The following is a 14,911-nucleotide window of genomic DNA, read 5'->3' on the forward strand; positions in this document are numbered from 1 at the left end:
CGCCCCTAGAACTAGGCGTTGTTCGGTCGGGTCAGTAGCTCCATGGCATCGTAGTAGGCGCCGAGAATTTGCAGCGCCTCATCTATAGCCTGTCGTCCAGTGACGTTTCCGCCATACAGGTTTGCGACACGGGCTGGCACGTTTCCGAGTGATGCCACGTCGGTTCGTACCTGCTCGGCTATCGGAGGCGCGTGCTGCGTTAGCATCGCCGCCCAGCTGTGAGCACCACTCGTCTTGAGGCACAGGCCCGAGTGAATGCTGTTGAATTCGCGCAGATCTTGGCCTGCGAGGACGATCAAGGAGCTGCCGGTTCTGAACGGGCGATCAAGCGGATTTAGTGGGGATATTTCGAACAATCGAATGGCCCGATCCGCATGATGGATTAGGTCAAGCGTCGTCGTCACGAGTGGTTTCAGACTGGTGCTGTTATTGCTGAAGAAGCTGGTCGTTCCTGCCGGAGGGTTCGACAGCTGCGCCACGGCAACTGCGCCCTGCAAGACCTGCGAGATGATGAGCCAAGGATCTACCTTCGCTCCTGAACGAGTTCCGACGGTCGGGTTGGAGGGGGCGATTTGCATGTTCATCGCGACGTTCCAATGGATCGTTGATGTTGCCTTTCTGTCCGGCGGACCCCGGACAACTCGCGATATGGTCACGGCTGTTAGGAGCTTCAATTGCGATATCTGGAACTCGCCGAGATCCAGGCGATCGCGGCGCGCACCGTCGTGGCCCGCGACTTCCTGCAGGTGACGGTGAAGCATCGGATAACCGGCGCGCCGATCTCGATTGGCTTCTGGTCGGACGCGGGTTTGTTCACCTGCGACATCGTCAACGGGCGTACCGGCGCCACCGAGGAATGGACCTTCAACGGCGGCGCGCTGACGTCCATCGACGACATTCCGTTGCTCTCGGACTTGTCGGTTCGCACCGTCGGCGTCGAACTGTCAGGCGTCGACGATGGCGTGCAGCAGCTCGCCCGGGACTATGACGCACGGAATGCGCCAATCCAGATCTCGCGGGGTTATTTCAGCCCGGAGACGCACGTGCTCGTCGCCCCGGCGAAGGCGCGCTTCATCGGCTTCATCGACGAAGCGCCGATCGAGACGCCGGCCGAGGGCGGTGTTTCCAAGATCGCGCTCTCCTGTGCCTCGCACACACGCGAGCTGACGCGGACCAATCCCGATGTCCGTAGCCATGAGAGCCAGATCCTGCGCAAGTCGGGCGACAATTTCTATCGATACGCCGGCGTCGTCGGCGACTGGGAGCTCTTCTGGGGACGCAAGGGCGGAAAGGCTGGTTGATGGCGCTCGAACGCAGGCCCGAGTGGCGCATTGCGCTGCATGAGGTGATCGAGGCGCACCGGCGCGTACCGTTTGCTTGGGGGCAGCACGATTGTGCGCTGTTCGCGGCCGACTGTGTCCGCGCCATGACCGGGCTCGATCTCGCGACCGGGTTCCGCGGCTCCTATTCGACGGCGGCCGGTGCGACGAAGACGCTGAAGCGGGCCGGCTTCAAGGACCTCGTCGCGCTCGTCGGCAACTATTTCGAAGAGATCCACCCGATCCGTGCCGGCGCTGGCGATCTTGCGGCGATCGACACGGCCGAAGGCTGGGCGCTCGGCGTCGTCGCCGGCGACCAGGTGACGTTCCTCGGGCCGGAAGGGCTCGGCAATCTCGACCGTCTCATGGCCGATAAGGCATTCCGGATTCCCTGATGCGCCTTCTCCAACTGATCATTGACGCCGGCTTCATCCTGCTCGGCTCGACGGCGGCTGCCGAGGCGGCGCCGGTCGTCGGCCTGTTCGGTGCCTTTGCCGGCTGGCTCGGCTCGGGCGGCATTCTCTCGGGCATCGTCGGCGGCGTGCTGAAGCTCGGCATCGGCCTCGGTGCGTCCTACCTGGCGCAATCGCTGTTGGGCCGCAAACAGTCGCAACGCGCGGCCGGCGGTTCCTCCGGCAAGATGCAGAGCGGTGGCACGGTCCCACGCTCGTTCATTCTTGGCCGTGGCATGACCGCCGGCTCGCTCGAATATGTCGACGAGTGGGGAGAGGCCGACAAGACGCCGAACGCCTTCATCACCATGGTGATCGCGCTCTCCGACCTGCCGGTGAAGGGCCTCGCCGAGGTCTGGGTGAACGGATCGAAGGTCACCTACACCCAACCAGCATCGAATGTCGGCATGGGTGTCGCCATCCCGGAATATCGGAACGGCGACAAGGATCATCTCTGGATCCGCTTTCACGACGGCAACCAGACCGAGGCCGACAGCTTCCTCGTTTCCAAGTTCGAGGGACATCCGACCCGGCCGTGGGACGGCAGCTTTGTCGGCCACGGCGTCGCCTACGCCGTCGTCACCGCTCGCGTCAGCGAGACGCTGTGGTCGGGCTATCCGCAGACGAAGTTCGTCCTCGACGGCATTCCGCTCTATGACGTGCGCGAAGACAGCAGCGCTGGCGGAGATGGTGCGCAGGCCTGGGGCGACCCGGCCGGCTGGAGCGTGGCGCCCCGTAATCCGATCGTCCAAGCCTACAACGTCGTCCGCGGCATCCGCTTCGATGGGAAGTGGGTGTTCGGCGGCCAGACCGTCGGCGGCCACCAGCTGCCGATCTCAGCCTTTTCGTCAGCGATGAACGTCTGCGACGTCGCCGTCGGCAAGATGGGCGGCGGCACGGAGCCGCAATATGAAGCCGGTGGCGAGGTGACCTTCGACACCGAGCCGGCCGATCTTCTCGAAGAGCTGATGAAGTCCTGCAACGGGCGGATGGCCGAGATCGGCGGCATCTACAAGCCGCGGGCCGGCGCGCCGGGAACGTCGATCTTCCATTTCACGGACGACGACATCCTGTCGACCGATCCGCAGACGCTGGAACCGTTCCCCTCGCTGGCGGCGGTCATAAATGCGGTGACGGCCAAGTATGTCGAGCCGCGTGAGGGCTGGGCAGTCAAGGACGCGCCGCCGCTCTATTCGCCTGCGCTTGAGCTGCAGGATGACGGCCGCCGGCAGGTTGCCGCCGTCACCTATGGCATGGTGTCGTCGGGCACGCAGACGCAGCGGCTGATGAAGTCGGCGCGGGATGAGGCGCGCCGGTTCCGCCAGCACGCCGTCCCGATGCCGCCGGATGCGTTCCTGCTCGAGCCCAACGATTTCGCGTCGTGGACGTCGAAGCGGAATGGCTATGTGACGAAGCTCTTCCGCATCGACGCGGTGCAGGATCTCGCCAACCTCAATATCGGCCTCAACCTGACCGAGGTCGATCCGTCGGACTATAGCTGGCTGCCCTCGGTCGACGAGCGGCCGATCGTTTCCGGACCTACCGTGATCGTCCGGCCGCCGCCGCAGGCCATCGTCGACTGGGCGGCTTCGCCCATGATGATCCTCGGTGACCTCGGCCGCGCCAAGGCAGGTATCCGCCTGTCTTGGGACCCTGACATCGACGACGTCAACGGCGTCCAGTTCGAGGTGCGGCTCGCGAGCGACGGCACCATGATCTACCAGGGCGAGACCGACCGCTGGGACGCGGGCGCCATCATCATCAGCCAGAACCTGACGGGCCTCACCGCCTATCAGACGCGCGGTCGCTATCGCCCCAACTCGCCGCGTCCTGTCGCCTGGTCGGGCTTGCTGGACGTCACGACGCCGGACGTGTCGGAAGGCCTTTCGGAGCAGGAGCGCTATGAGCTGGCGCTCAACACCAATGACGCGCGCGGCTCGATGCAGGAGATGCGCAACGCGCTCGACGAACTGGTCGCGCAACTGGCGCTTGCCGGCGCCGAGAGTGCCGGCGAGGCCTATGAGCAGCGTGCGGCCATCCGCGGCAATCTCACCGCCGCGATCCAACAGGTGACGAAGGCGATGATCGATGGCGATGCGGCCATCGCCTCGCAGGTGACCACGATCGCGGTCAAGGCGGACCAGGCGACCGCCGGCGGCTTCGTCAAGTTCGAGGCGACGGCCGCGCCGACGGGTGTTGATGCGCGGTTCCAGATCTATCTCGACGCCGGCGTGCCGGGAACGCCGGACTGGAAGGATGCCGGCTTCCTGCTCGACATCGTTGGCGGCGTGGCACGCTGCGTGATCTCGGTCGACAAGTTCTTCGTCACTGACGGCACCACCGGCTTCGTCATCCAGGGCGGGCTGCTGACGGCCGTCGGCGGCAAGCTGGAAATCGATCTGATGACCGGCCGCATCCTTGGCTATCGCGAGGTCTGATGGCGCTCGAAGTCGCATGGCTGCTTGGCAATGACGATCTCGGCGTCTCTGCCTTCAAGGCAACGAAGCCGGGTGCCGACGCGCGCACGGTCGCGGCCGACGATGTCGGCAAGCTCTATTTCCATTCGAGCTGGGACCGGATCGAGCGGATCCACCAGGCCGCAACCGTCAGCATGACCTTCACGCCGGCCAACCAGGCGGGTCGGCGAACCCGCATCATGTTCCCGACGCTGCCCTACCGTCCCATCATCACGGTGCGCCGTCGGTCAGGCGTGTCGATTCTGGCGGATGAGTGGTGGACCGTCGCGAGCTTTGGCGACGACCCGTATTCGTCCTTGTTTCTCATTGCGTCCGAGTTCAGCTGGTTCGCTATCTTGCCCAACGCGGATCGCAATTTCGACAAGGCGAGCAACAACCCGTTGTTCTCCGGCACGCACAGCTTCGACTACATCGTCTGGAAGATCCCGGGGGATCGGCTGCCGTGACGCTGGAGCCTGCTTTCGTCCTCGACCTCTCCGTCGAGCCGATCGTCTTCCGCGTCTCGCCGCCGGGCGTCAATGCGCTGGCCGGTGCCGAGGAGGACATGCTGCTCGCGGTCGGCAATCGGCCGGCGCAGATCATCCAGGCGGGGTTGATCAGCGTCCCTGCAACGGGCAGCGTCAGCATCCTCTGGCCGTTCCCGTTGCTCGATCGGCCTATGGTCGAGTTCCAGTCCAGTTCTACGGCCGGCGAGCTCCGCCTGCCGTACCACTACAATCATGGTGCCCGGACGACGATCACCTGCACGGTATCGCTGACCGGCGCCACCTTCGTCTCTTCCGGCATCGCGCGCGACGTCAGCTATGTCGCGGTGGCAAGGGTTCTGCCCTGATGGCGCGCCAGCTCGCGGCCCAGTTCGGCATTCTCGATGGTCAGCCGCGCTTCCGCATGGTGGCAGCGGGCGGGAACATGGAAGCCCCGACCTTTGCCGACCTGATCTATGACAGCAATCTCTCGACGGTGAAGGTGCGGACCTCCGGCGTCCTGGCCTTCACGATCGGCACCGGCTGCTACGGCCAGCAGCACGTCGTCACCTGGCCAGACTTCGGGTTCATTCCATTTGTCCTTTTGGCGATATGCCACCCCTCCTATCTCTGGACCTATGGTCCGCGCACCAATGGCAGCCTGCCGATCGAGATCGGCGCGAATACCGGGCTTGGCTACAACGCGACAGATAACAACAGCTATCCCGTGCGATGCGCGATGCCGAACATGTTCTACGACCAGTCGAACCTGCAGGGCGGCTCAATCAGCAATCCCGGCGGCACGGGCCCGACGCCGGGCGGCCGCTACGAGAAGTGGGTGTTCAACGCCCTCGTGAAGCGGGACCGCATGACGGTCACCAACTGGCTGGCCTACCAGCCCGGGGCGACCGAACCCTATCGCGTCTTCTACTACGTCCTCGACCTCCCGATCGGGTGAAGCATGATCATCGAATATGAAGGTGGCGGCCCGACTCCGGGCCGGATTTGGCATGTCCTCGGCACCTATGGAGAGGGGCACTTTAAGATGCTCGCCGAACAGGGGCATCCCTATCTGCTGCTGATCCTCGGTGACGCATCCGAGGATCAACGGGCGTCGCTCTCCACTGCCGGCATTCCGTTCGTCGTGCTGCCGGAGCGGCCGGCCTTCGACCTGACGAGCCACGGCTATGTCGAGGCCGGCACGTTGCGCGAGCGCCTGCCGATGCCGGTCATGCTCGACCGCGGCGAGATCGCCGCCGACGCCGTCGACGAGGCCGTGCTTTCCGGCATTCCAGCCAGCGCCATCGTGACGGTCGACGGCGAGCCGGTCGCGCATGATGGCGCGCTCGAGATCTCGTCGGCCATGCCGGCGACTTATCACGTCCATGTCGAGTGCTGGCCGCATCTGCCCTTCGCGGCCGACATCACCGCCAGCTGACGGATCTCCCTTGAAACTTCAGATCACGAAGAACCTGGACGCGCTCCGGGCTGACGCCCTGCTGCGCCTCGACCAGACGGCGAACGCCCGCATCTATGACCTCGCTGCATCGCCGGTGGCGATTGTCCGGGCGCGCAAGGCGGCCGAGGCCGAGCACTGGGCGGCAGGCGGTGGCGCCGGCCCGTTGCTTCGCGCCGAGGCGGGAACGACCGGGATCGACGTCGCCAGCCTGGTCGACGCCGTGCTCGTCAAGGCCGCCAACGCCGCCGAGGCGATCGCCACGGTCGAGGCCCGGCGCCAGGCGGCGCAGGCCGCGATCCGCGCCGCCACGCATCCTGCGGCCATCGCCGCGGCCCTCGAGGAGTTCGCCCATGGCTGACAGCACCTATGCCGCCGGCACGATTTCGCTCGCGGCCGGCGGCCTGGCCGTTGCTGGCGCGCTGACGGCGTTCCTGAGCCAGGTGAAGCCCGGCGACACGCTGATCCAAGGCGCGACCTGGGCCGTCATCGCGACCGTCGAGAGCAACACAGGCCTGACGCTGGAAAAGCCGTGGCCGGGACCGATGCTCACCGGTGAGGCCGGCTATCAGATCCTGCGTACCGGCGTTGGATGGCATTCCGCGGTCGAGATCAACGCACGGCTGACCGCGATCATCGCCGCGATCGAGGCGGGCAGGGGCGTCCAGCCCGACGCCACCGGCACGCTCGCCGATCGCGCGCTGAATGACGCCGCGCCGAAGGGCTTCATCTTCTGGCGGACGGATGTCACGCCGTTCGAGCTCTACGTGAAGGCGAGCGCGGCTTCCGGCGACTGGGCCGGGCCGACCAGCCTGCAGGGGCCGGCCGGTGACGACGGCACGCCCGGCGCCACGGTCGCCGACGTCCTCGCCGGCCTCGGCCTTACCAGCATCACCATCAGCACCAGCAACCCCTCCGGCCCGGCGCCTGACAACGCGCTCTGGCTGAAAGTTCCCGCTTGAGCAAGGAGCCCATCATGGAAGTCACGCGGATCAACGAAGACCTGATCGACATCGGCGGCAAGGTGCGCGTCGAGCGCGGCCCGGCCAGAAAGACCGGCAAGGCGACCGAAGCGCTGTTGGATGACGAGAAGACGGCGTCGCACTACCAGCTCGGCAAATTCGATGCCGACGGCAAGGTGATCGAGGCCGGCAAGACCATGACCTATCTCGACTGGCTCGGTCCGAAGGGCTGGTACGTCTACGCCCTAGGGGAGGTTGGTCCGGTCGAGGACAGCTTCCACGACGACGAGGCGGCGGCCGTGGCGCGCGGCACCACGCTCGCGTCGGCTTGATCTTCCAACCCCAGCGCGAGGCCTTCCCATGCCCTATTTCAACGACCGCATTCTCGACAATGGCCTGCAGGTGCTCGACACCGAGGCCAATCAGATCAACATCTGCTCGGCCGAGCCGGCGACCTACACCGCCGCGACGGCGGCGAACTCGCTCGGCAGCAAGGCCTTCTCTGCCGGCGCCGCCTTCGGCTCGCCTTCCGCGCGCTCGCCGAGCGGCCGCAAGGTGACCTCGGCCGCGATCACCGATGGCTCGGTCAACTCGACCGGCACGGTCACGCACTGGGCCGTCGTAGACACGGTGAACAGCCGCTTGCTCGCAGCCGGCTCGGTCAACAACAGCCAGGTCGTCACCGCGCCGAACCCGTTCACCCTCGCGGCGTTCGATATCGGCCTTCCCGGCATCGCCTGACCGAAAGCTGATCCATGTTCGGCTCGTCTCCCTTCGGTTCCGTACCGTTCGGCCGTCAGCGGCCGGGCGGTGCCTTCGTGCTGGTGGCCGACGCTCTGTCGGGCGCGGCGCCGGTCGTGGGCACGCCGGCCGTCGGCCAGCGGCACGGGCTGGTGGCGAGCGGAATCACCGGAGGCGCGCCGAGCGTCGGCAGCCCGGCTGTCGGCCAACGCCATGACCTGATCGCCACCGGCATCGCCGGCGGCGCCCCCGTCATCGGCACGCCCTCTGTCGGCCAGCGTCACGCCCTGGTCGCAGATGGCATTGCCGGTACGACGCCGACGGTCGGCAGCCCGACCATCGCGCAGGTCCACGCGTTGATCGCCGACCCGCCCGTCGCTGGCGCTCCGGATCTCGGCGCGCCTACGCTGGCGCAGACCCACATCCTGATGGCCGATGCCCTCACGGCTGCCGGCCCTGACATCGGCGCGCCCGCGGTCGGGCTGCTGCACCATCTCGTCGCCGTCGGAATCGACGGGCAGGCTCCGAGCGCGGGCGTCGCCGACCTCGGCCAGATCCATCTCCTCGAGGCGGTCGGGATCACCGGCGCGGCGCTGACGATGGGGACGCCGATCGTCGGCGAGGCCGGCTATGGCTTGACGGCGGATGGCCTGACCGGCCTGCCGCCCGCGATCGGCACGCCCGCCCTCGGTCAGACCCATGCTCTGATTGCCGAGTCGGTCACGACTACGTCGGCCGAGATCGGCACGCCCGACTTCGGCCAGGTGCATGCCCTGCTGGTTGACGGCATTGTCGGTGGCCGGCCAGATCTCGGCGTGCCGGAGTTCGGATTCGTGTTCGAGTTCGAAGCCGATGACCTTGTCGGCGCGGCGCCCGACATCGGCATGCCTCTGGTCGGCCAGGTGCACGTTCTTACCGTCGTGCCGCTGGATGGCGGCGCCCCGCAGATCGGCGTCGTCGATTTAGGGCAGGTTCACATGCTTGAGGCGACCGCCCTCATTGGCGGCGCCCCTGATCTCGGCTCGCCTGCGATCAGCCAGGGGCACGACCTTGAGGCGATGGGGATCACCGGCGGGGCTCCCGATCTCGGCTCCCCAGACCTCGGCCAGGTTCATGCTCTCGTGGCGATAGGGATCGTGGGCGCAGCGCCGGTCGTCGGCCAGCCCATGCTGGGGCAGCTGTACCAGCTTATTGCGACCTCGCCGATCGCGGCGGCTCCGGTCCTCGGGCAGCCGGCCTTCGGGCAGGTGCATGTGCTCATGGCCGACGAGCTGGTCGGCGCGCCTCCGGTCATCGGCGAGCCAAAGCTCGGCGGGGTCGGCGGGCTGTATGTGCGGCGCTCCGGCGAGTGGGAGGCGTCCGATATCTTCGCCCATCACGGCGGTACCTGGAAGCCGGTCTCGCTCGGCTGGATCGGTCGCGACGGCGTCTGGAAAGAGTTCTACAACTAGGGATACATCATGGCTTTTGTCGTGAAGGACCGGGTGCGGGTGAAGACCGCCACCACCGGAACGGGGACGATTGCGCTCGGCGCAGCCGTGACCGACGTGATCCGGGGCTATTATCAAACCTTCGGCGCGGCCGGCGTGGCGAACGGTGATGTCGTCCCGTACCTGATCGAGGACGGCGCCAGCTGGGAGATCGGCATCGGCACCTATGTGGCGTCAGGCACTCAGCTGCAGCGCACGACAGTTCTTTCGAACAGTGCAGGCGCGACGTCGGCCATCAGCCTGTCCGGTGCCGCCGAGGTGGCGATCGCCCTGATCGAGGGTATGGTCGGGCTTTCGGCGGCCGTCTATCGCGCCATGACCTCGGGCAAGCTGATCACGACGGACGCGGTCGTCGCCGGCATGGAAGAGGTGCCGCTCTCGATCAGCGGCGGCAACGTCGCCTGGGATATGAGGGACGGCACGAACTTCCTCATTCCGCTGACCGCGAACGCCGTGCTGCTCGATCCATCGTTCTATGTGCCGAACAAGACCGGACGGTTCCGGATCGCTCAGAGCGGAGCGTTCACGCTCGGTGTCGGCTCGGGCTTTAAGACGCCGGGCGGCAAGGGGCTGGAAGTGACGTCGGGCGCCGGTGCCGAGGACTACGGCTTCTATGACTGCGTCGCCGCCAACAAGGTGGTGATCACCCTGCTCAAGGACGTGAAGTAATGCTGCCGGGCTTCTCAGGCCACATGCTGATGGCCAGCGGCCCTAGCGGGCCCAGTGATCCGTTCTTCGATAGCGTCAGTTGTCTCCTGCACTTTGACGGTCCGAACAATGGCACGGTGTTCACGGACAGCTCGAACAACGCTCTTCCGATCACCCTCGCGGGCAACGCGAAGATCGATACGTCGCAGTCGATGTTTGGTGGGGCGTCGGCCACCTTCGACGGAACGGGTGACTACGCATATTCGGATCACGCAACCGCGTTTGATCTGACCGGGGACTATACGGTTGAGTTCTTCCTTCGCCGCCGGGCCCTCATCTCGGGGAACTGGGGCTTCGTTTCCATGAACGCCTCGGGCAAGAATGCTGCGCCGGATTTCGGAATACAGTCCGACAAAGTCCTCGTGTACCTGGCTGGGGCCCAGCGCCTGGCGACATCCTCGAGCCTGGCCTTGAACACCTGGTACCATCTGGCTCTGACCCGAGCAGGGGCGGTCAATCGTCTATTCTTGAATGGCGCCCTGCAACAGTCCTATTCGCTGGCAACGTCGTGGACGGATGGCGGGCTCACATTGGGGGCGCTTTCCTCGGCCCGGACCACGAACGCCACCAACAAGCTGAATGGCTGGCTCGATGAGTTCCGCGTGACGCAAGGCGTCGCGCGGTACACGGCCAGCTTCACCGTTCCGACTGAGGCTTTTCCCGATCAATGACCGACAGTTTCATTGATAGCCCTCCGAAGTGGGTGCGCTCTTGACTGATTTATTCTCGCGAAATCTCATCCGCTGGGACCCGTCGCAGCGCATTAACGGCATCCGTTACGGGCGGGACATCGCCCGCTGGCCGGATGAAGATCTTGCCGCCATTGGCCTCTACAGGGCGAAGCCGCCGGACGTGATCCCCGAGGGCATGCAGCCAGGCGCTGGCGTCGAATGGGACGGATCGAGTGTGCGATACGTGCTCGAGGAGATCCCGCCCGCGCCACGCCGCCGCGTTGAAAAGTGGCTGATCATCGAGCGGGTGAACGCGGCAGGGAAAGCCGCCGCCGCCGATGCGTTGCTCAATCTGCCTGGCAACGAGTTCGCCAAGTTCCGTTGGCTGGCGCCGGTCGAGTCCGTCTTCTTCGACGACCCGGACACCGTCGCCATGGTGGAGGCGCTCGAGCTCGATCCCGATGTGATCATGGCTGTGGGATAGAAAACCCGCCGGGCGCGGCAGCGCCGGCGGGCCAGTTCGGTTAGACGCAGTTGCTTATGGGGCTACACGCCGGTGTCGCCGCGATCTGCTGCAGCAGCGAGCTCTTGTCGAGCGTCGGCTTGGCATAGGTCTTCTTCATTCTCAGTCCTCCCGTTTTAGTTGCGCGCTTAGCCTGACACCCCCTGGTGCGGGTGTCCATGCCGTTGCGGCAACATTCCTTCAGAATGGACCAGGCAAAAAAAGCCCACCTCGAGGGAGGCGGGCAAGTCTCTTGGGCTCGGATCACGTGGCGCCTCTGCCCTGGCAGCGAGCGTTGCCACGCATCCCCAACGGTACGTCCGGACGCGTGTTCCCTGCGGCCTATTCAGCTAGCGGTGATTTCAAGAGGAACGCGCGGGCGCTGCCAGCTGGCCAGAGCGGGACTGCATTCGGCCCATATGGATAATGAAGCCCACCGAGTGGCCAATATATGCCGTCGGCGGGCTTCACCGAGTGGCCCAGCGACGAACCACCCATGGCAACCACTCAAACGGATCGAGATGCCAGCGTGACGTCGCTGGGCTAGAGCGGGCCGGCCGAGGCCACTAGCAAAGGGATACGGAGAACTGGGACCGCCGCCGCTGCGGTTCGTTCTGACTTGGCTCGGCGCCTTGGATAATCTGCAGCTCGATGGCGTCGCCTTGCACGAGATCCCGGCGTATCGCGGCGATCACTCCCTCGAAGGCCGCTTCCTTGCTGAGATAGGTCTGGCTCACTTCATGTGGCCCGTCGAACGCCCAACCTTTGCCATCCCTCATAAGGGCATAGCGCCGCGTCTCCATAGGTTTTCCGATCTTGGCATCCACGGCGCACGATAGCGCCGGGCATTCATACAGAGATGGTGGGCACTGCCTGCCGGCGCAATCCGCAATCTTGCTGGAGACATCACATGCTCGTGTCCAACTGGCGCGCGGTGCTTTGCCGTGCGTGGTCGATCCGTCTGCTTCTGCTTGCCGGCGTGCTGTCCGGCGTCGAGGTCGCGCTTCCCCTGATCGGGGTCGAGGCCATTCCGCCCCGTGTGTTCGCGACTCTGTCCGGCATCGTTGCCGCGGCCGCTTTCGTCGCTCGTCTCCTCGCACAGAAAGGGATCACAGATGCCTAAGCTCGCTCCGAGCAAGCGCGGCAAAGCAGCGATCGCGGCTGTTCTCGCCGTCGCCGTCGGCGGACTTGTCACGATGTCCGGCGAGCGCGTGCCGGACGACGTCGCGCTCGCCGCGCAGTTCCTCGTCAAGCCCTGGGAGGGGCGGGAGCTCCGCGCCTATCCGGATCCGGCCACCGGCGGCGCGCCCTGGACGATCTGCGATGGCGACACCAAGGGCGTGAAACCGGGAATGCAGGAAACCCCGGCCGGCTGCGACCGGCGGCTGGTTCGGCGTATGGGTGAGTTCCGCGGCCAGCTCGTCGCTTGCGTCCCCGGCTTTGCCGGCAAGCCGCTCTCCTGGCGCGCGATGATGAACTCGCTCGCCTACAACATCGGCACCGGCGCCGCCTGCCGGTCCACCGCCGCGAGGCTCGGCGCAGCGGGTCGCTTTGTCGATAGCTGCAACGCCGCGACCGCGTTCAACAAGGCCAGTGGCCGTGTCTTCATCGGCCTCGTGAATCGCCGCGAGATGGGCGACGCCCGTCGGATCGGCGAGGGCGAGCTCTGCGTATCGGGGCTGAAATGATCCCCGCCGTCTTCGGCCTGAAGGGCATTGCCGTCGCCGCGGCGATCGGCTGCGCCGTCGGCGCCTATGCCGGATACCGCGTCACAGACGCCTTCGGAGAGGCCAAGGCGCTCCGCCTCGAGCGGGCGCAGCTGCGCGCTGACCTCGACGCCGCCAAGGAAACCATTGACCGCAATGCCCGCCTGACGGCGGGCGTCCACGCAATCGCGATCGGCGTCAACCGAGCCATCGCTTCTCTGAGGGAGGCCGCCGGCGATGAAGCTCTCATCCGGGATGATCCTGTCTGTCGCTATAGCGATGACGAGTTTGGCCGGCTGCGCGAGCGGATCGACCGGGCGGCCGCCGCCGGCGGTCTTCGTTCCTCCTCTGGCCCCTGAGATCCGCGAGCCCTGCGCGCCGCCGGCGCCGAGCCGCAATCCGCAGGTGATGGCCAACCGGGCGATCGACGCCTTCGGCGTCTGCAATGTCAAGCATGCCGGCGCGGTCGGGGCTTATGACCAAGTGATGATCGAGCTGTGGAAGGGGCGGCGATGAAGCAGCCGGAATACGAGCCCGCCGCCGAGCGCTACGGCGACCTGCCCGAGGAGACGCGCCGCATGCTGGAGGCGTTGCAGCCGGACGAGGTCGAGTTCCTGCAGAAGCTCATCCGCGTGATGATCAGCTTCGGAACGGTCGGCAAGGTCGTCGGCATCGTCGGCGGGGCGATCATCGGCCTTTTGATCGGGCTGCCGCTGCTGATCGACGCGCTCATGCGGATCTGGAGCTGGTTCCCGCATAGGGGGCCGTGACGCGGCTTATTTTGCGCCGCGTCCGAAAATGAAGGCTAGAGCCGCGGCGCCAAACGAAAGCGCGCGCTCTGCCTGTTTGGACCAGAACTCTGCCTGCTCTGGCGCAACAGGAGACGCGGGTGTTCCGGTGGCCTGAAGCCAGCAATAGGCAGTGCCACCTAGTCCTATCACCATAGCCAGGAAGGCAATATACGTTGGCGCCGACTGTTCTCCGCCGAAAGCTCTGCCGAGCCAACCAATGTTGGCGAGGTGCATTTTTTCCGCATGACGGTTCTCCTCTTGGGTCAGCTTGAGTTGAAGATCATGCCCCGAGGAGATCGCCGCGTTTAATTCCGGGTCGTCCTTGCTCTTGTCCTGAATGGCGTCCTTAGCCGCCGAGCGGTCAGATGCCATATTCGAACGCGAGCCTATTCTTGATGACGGGCACCGAGACGGCGAATAGCCGCGACAGGCCCTCTAGCGGCATCGAATTCCAGTATCTGTCCAGCATGAAGCGAGGAACGAGCAGATTGGCCGCGAAGGCGTTCGCCTCTTTCTCGTGTGGCTCGTTGCCAGTGTAGTCACCATCTCTCATAAGCATTCGATACTCAGCCGAACGAGCCCACTCTGCATGCAGGACGCTGTGACCTAGCTCGTGCGCAACAGTGAAGGTCTGTCGAAGTGGGTATTCGTCCTGATTGACGTAGATGGAGTTGTCCTCGCAATCGAAAAAGCCCGACACGTTCTCAAATCCTTTGTTGAACGTGACGAATACGACTTCGATGCCCATCTGCCGCGCAATGTCGACAGGGTTTACAGGCGGGTTCTGAATTCCAAATCGTTCGAGTATCGCGCGGGCCTCGGACTTTACCTTTCGGTAGTCTGGGCGTCTTTCGGTGGTGGTCACAGCATAGGTTCCTGACCCATCTGGAGAATACATGTTGACAATAGCTTTATCACGTTGAGGTTGCGATTCGCATCCCTTGATTGGGGGGGCTACGTCCGCGCCCGCTGGGGCGGCACGTCGAACATCACGCTGATCTGGCGGCAGCCGCAGGCGGGGCATTTCAGCCGCTGCGACGGCATTGAGATCGGGAAGTCCCGCCCGCGCATCCAGACCAGCACGTCCCGCATCTTCGTTTCGACTGTTCATTTCTCGTTCAGGTTGAACATGCGAGCTTCCTCTCGTTAACGTCAACTGTTAAGCGCCTGCT

General features: G+C 65.2%; 23 protein-coding genes. 19 read left to right on the plus strand and 4 right to left on the minus strand.

The genetic code is table 11. The features are described 5' to 3' along the window. Window positions 1-11: 11 nt before the first annotated feature. Entirely contained in the window at window positions 12-584 is a 573-nt protein-coding gene (locus G539_RS0101120) for a hypothetical protein (RefSeq protein WP_029073570.1), read from the minus strand. 90 nt (window positions 585-674) lie between these two features. On the opposite strand from G539_RS0101120, the gene G539_RS0101125 reads away from it, so the two are divergent. The 15 genes from G539_RS0101125 to G539_RS0101195 all read left to right on the plus strand — a co-directional run bounded on the left by G539_RS0101125 (window position 675) and on the right by G539_RS0101195 (window position 11,224). Continuing rightward, entirely contained in the window at window positions 675-1,301 is a 627-nt protein-coding gene (locus G539_RS0101125; RefSeq protein WP_029073571.1) for a hypothetical protein, read from the plus strand. Beyond that, window positions 1,301-1,714 (plus strand): DUF6950 family protein, encoded by a 414-nt coding sequence (locus G539_RS23260; protein ID WP_035829797.1) that lies wholly within the window; start codon window positions 1,301-1,303, stop codon window positions 1,712-1,714. The genes G539_RS0101125 and G539_RS23260 overlap by 1 nt, the downstream gene beginning before the upstream one ends. Further along, a complete protein-coding gene (locus G539_RS23265) occupies window positions 1,714-4,209 on the plus strand; it encodes a phage tail protein (protein ID WP_051230985.1) in 2,496 nt (831 codons plus the stop codon). The genes G539_RS23260 and G539_RS23265 overlap by 1 nt, the downstream gene beginning before the upstream one ends. Further along, entirely contained in the window at window positions 4,209-4,694 is a 486-nt protein-coding gene (locus tag G539_RS0101140; protein ID WP_029073572.1) for a hypothetical protein, read from the plus strand. Before G539_RS23265 ends, G539_RS0101140 begins: the two co-directional genes overlap by 1 nt. Further along, window positions 4,691-5,080: a hypothetical protein gene (locus tag G539_RS0101145; RefSeq protein WP_029073573.1), complete on the plus strand. Its 390-nt coding sequence runs from the start codon at window positions 4,691-4,693 to the stop codon at window positions 5,078-5,080. The genes G539_RS0101140 and G539_RS0101145 overlap by 4 nt, the downstream gene beginning before the upstream one ends. Further along, window positions 5,080-5,670, plus strand: a complete 591-nt coding sequence (locus G539_RS0101150; protein ID WP_029073574.1) for a hypothetical protein — start codon at window positions 5,080-5,082, stop codon at window positions 5,668-5,670. The genes G539_RS0101145 and G539_RS0101150 overlap by 1 nt, the downstream gene beginning before the upstream one ends. 87 nt (window positions 5,671-5,757) lie before the next feature. Beyond that, a complete protein-coding gene (locus G539_RS0101155; RefSeq protein ID WP_156911722.1) occupies window positions 5,758-6,150 on the plus strand; it encodes a hypothetical protein in 393 nt (130 codons plus the stop codon). A 10-nt stretch (window positions 6,151-6,160) separates the two neighbouring features. After that, the gene (locus G539_RS0101160; protein WP_029073576.1) at window positions 6,161-6,529 is read left to right on the plus strand and encodes a hypothetical protein; all 369 of its coding nucleotides are present in this window, start codon (window positions 6,161-6,163) and stop codon (window positions 6,527-6,529) included. Next, the gene (locus G539_RS25985) at window positions 6,522-7,130 is read left to right on the plus strand and encodes a hypothetical protein (RefSeq protein WP_029073577.1); all 609 of its coding nucleotides are present in this window, start codon (window positions 6,522-6,524) and stop codon (window positions 7,128-7,130) included. Before G539_RS0101160 ends, G539_RS25985 begins: the two co-directional genes overlap by 8 nt. Window positions 7,131-7,144: 14 nt before the next feature. Continuing rightward, window positions 7,145-7,462 carry a hypothetical protein gene (locus tag G539_RS0101170; RefSeq protein ID WP_156911724.1) on the plus strand — a complete coding sequence of 106 codons (318 nt, stop codon included), beginning with the start codon at window positions 7,145-7,147 and terminating at the stop codon, window positions 7,460-7,462. Between the two features lie 28 nt (window positions 7,463-7,490). After that, window positions 7,491-7,871: a hypothetical protein gene (locus G539_RS0101175; RefSeq protein ID WP_029073579.1), complete on the plus strand. Its 381-nt coding sequence runs from the start codon at window positions 7,491-7,493 to the stop codon at window positions 7,869-7,871. 14 nt (window positions 7,872-7,885) lie between these two features. Further along, window positions 7,886-9,322: a hypothetical protein gene (locus G539_RS0101180; RefSeq protein WP_029073580.1), complete on the plus strand. Its 1,437-nt coding sequence runs from the start codon at window positions 7,886-7,888 to the stop codon at window positions 9,320-9,322. 39 nt (window positions 9,323-9,361) lie between these two features. Continuing rightward, complete coding sequence (locus G539_RS0101185; protein ID WP_156911726.1) at window positions 9,362-10,030, plus strand: hypothetical protein; 669 nt, start codon at window positions 9,362-9,364, stop codon at window positions 10,028-10,030. Next, complete coding sequence (locus G539_RS0101190) at window positions 10,030-10,740, plus strand: LamG-like jellyroll fold domain-containing protein (protein WP_029073582.1); 711 nt, start codon at window positions 10,030-10,032, stop codon at window positions 10,738-10,740. The genes G539_RS0101185 and G539_RS0101190 overlap by 1 nt, the downstream gene beginning before the upstream one ends. 40 nt (window positions 10,741-10,780) lie before the next feature. After that, window positions 10,781-11,224 carry a hypothetical protein gene (locus G539_RS0101195; RefSeq protein ID WP_156911728.1) on the plus strand — a complete coding sequence of 148 codons (444 nt, stop codon included), beginning with the start codon at window positions 10,781-10,783 and terminating at the stop codon, window positions 11,222-11,224. Between the two features lie 584 nt (window positions 11,225-11,808). Here G539_RS0101195 and G539_RS0101205 read toward each other — a convergent pair. Beyond that, window positions 11,809-12,069: a hypothetical protein gene (locus G539_RS0101205; protein WP_156911730.1), complete on the minus strand. Its 261-nt coding sequence runs from the start codon at window positions 12,067-12,069 to the stop codon at window positions 11,809-11,811. Between the two features lie 83 nt (window positions 12,070-12,152). Here G539_RS0101205 and G539_RS0101210 point away from each other — a divergent pair, with 83 nt between their 5' ends. The 4 genes from G539_RS0101210 (at window position 12,153) to G539_RS0101230 (ending at window position 13,718) form a co-directional block, all read left to right on the plus strand. Further along, a complete protein-coding gene (locus tag G539_RS0101210) occupies window positions 12,153-12,365 on the plus strand; it encodes a DUF7940 domain-containing protein (protein WP_029073585.1) in 213 nt (70 codons plus the stop codon). Next, window positions 12,358-12,930 (plus strand): lysozyme, encoded by a 573-nt coding sequence (locus G539_RS23275; RefSeq protein WP_029073586.1) that lies wholly within the window; start codon window positions 12,358-12,360, stop codon window positions 12,928-12,930. The genes G539_RS0101210 and G539_RS23275 overlap by 8 nt, the downstream gene beginning before the upstream one ends. Beyond that, window positions 12,927-13,307 (plus strand): hypothetical protein, encoded by a 381-nt coding sequence (locus G539_RS0101220; protein WP_029073587.1) that lies wholly within the window; start codon window positions 12,927-12,929, stop codon window positions 13,305-13,307. Before G539_RS23275 ends, G539_RS0101220 begins: the two co-directional genes overlap by 4 nt. 153 nt (window positions 13,308-13,460) lie before the next feature. Then, window positions 13,461-13,718 (plus strand): hypothetical protein, encoded by a 258-nt coding sequence (locus G539_RS0101230; RefSeq protein WP_029073588.1) that lies wholly within the window; start codon window positions 13,461-13,463, stop codon window positions 13,716-13,718. A gap of 6 nt (window positions 13,719-13,724) precedes the next feature. Here G539_RS0101230 and G539_RS0101235 read toward each other — a convergent pair whose 3' ends face one another. After that, window positions 13,725-14,111 carry a hypothetical protein gene (locus G539_RS0101235; RefSeq protein ID WP_029073589.1) on the minus strand — a complete coding sequence of 129 codons (387 nt, stop codon included), beginning with the start codon at window positions 14,109-14,111 and terminating at the stop codon, window positions 13,725-13,727. Beyond that, entirely contained in the window at window positions 14,101-14,850 is a 750-nt protein-coding gene (locus G539_RS26475; RefSeq protein WP_210162770.1) for an ImmA/IrrE family metallo-endopeptidase, read from the minus strand. Before G539_RS26475 ends, G539_RS0101235 begins: the two co-directional genes overlap by 11 nt. Window positions 14,851-14,911 lie beyond the last annotated feature (61 nt).

This window comes from Kaistia adipata DSM 17808 (genome assembly GCF_000423225.1).
Classification (GTDB): domain Bacteria; phylum Pseudomonadota; class Alphaproteobacteria; order Rhizobiales; family Kaistiaceae; genus Kaistia; species Kaistia adipata.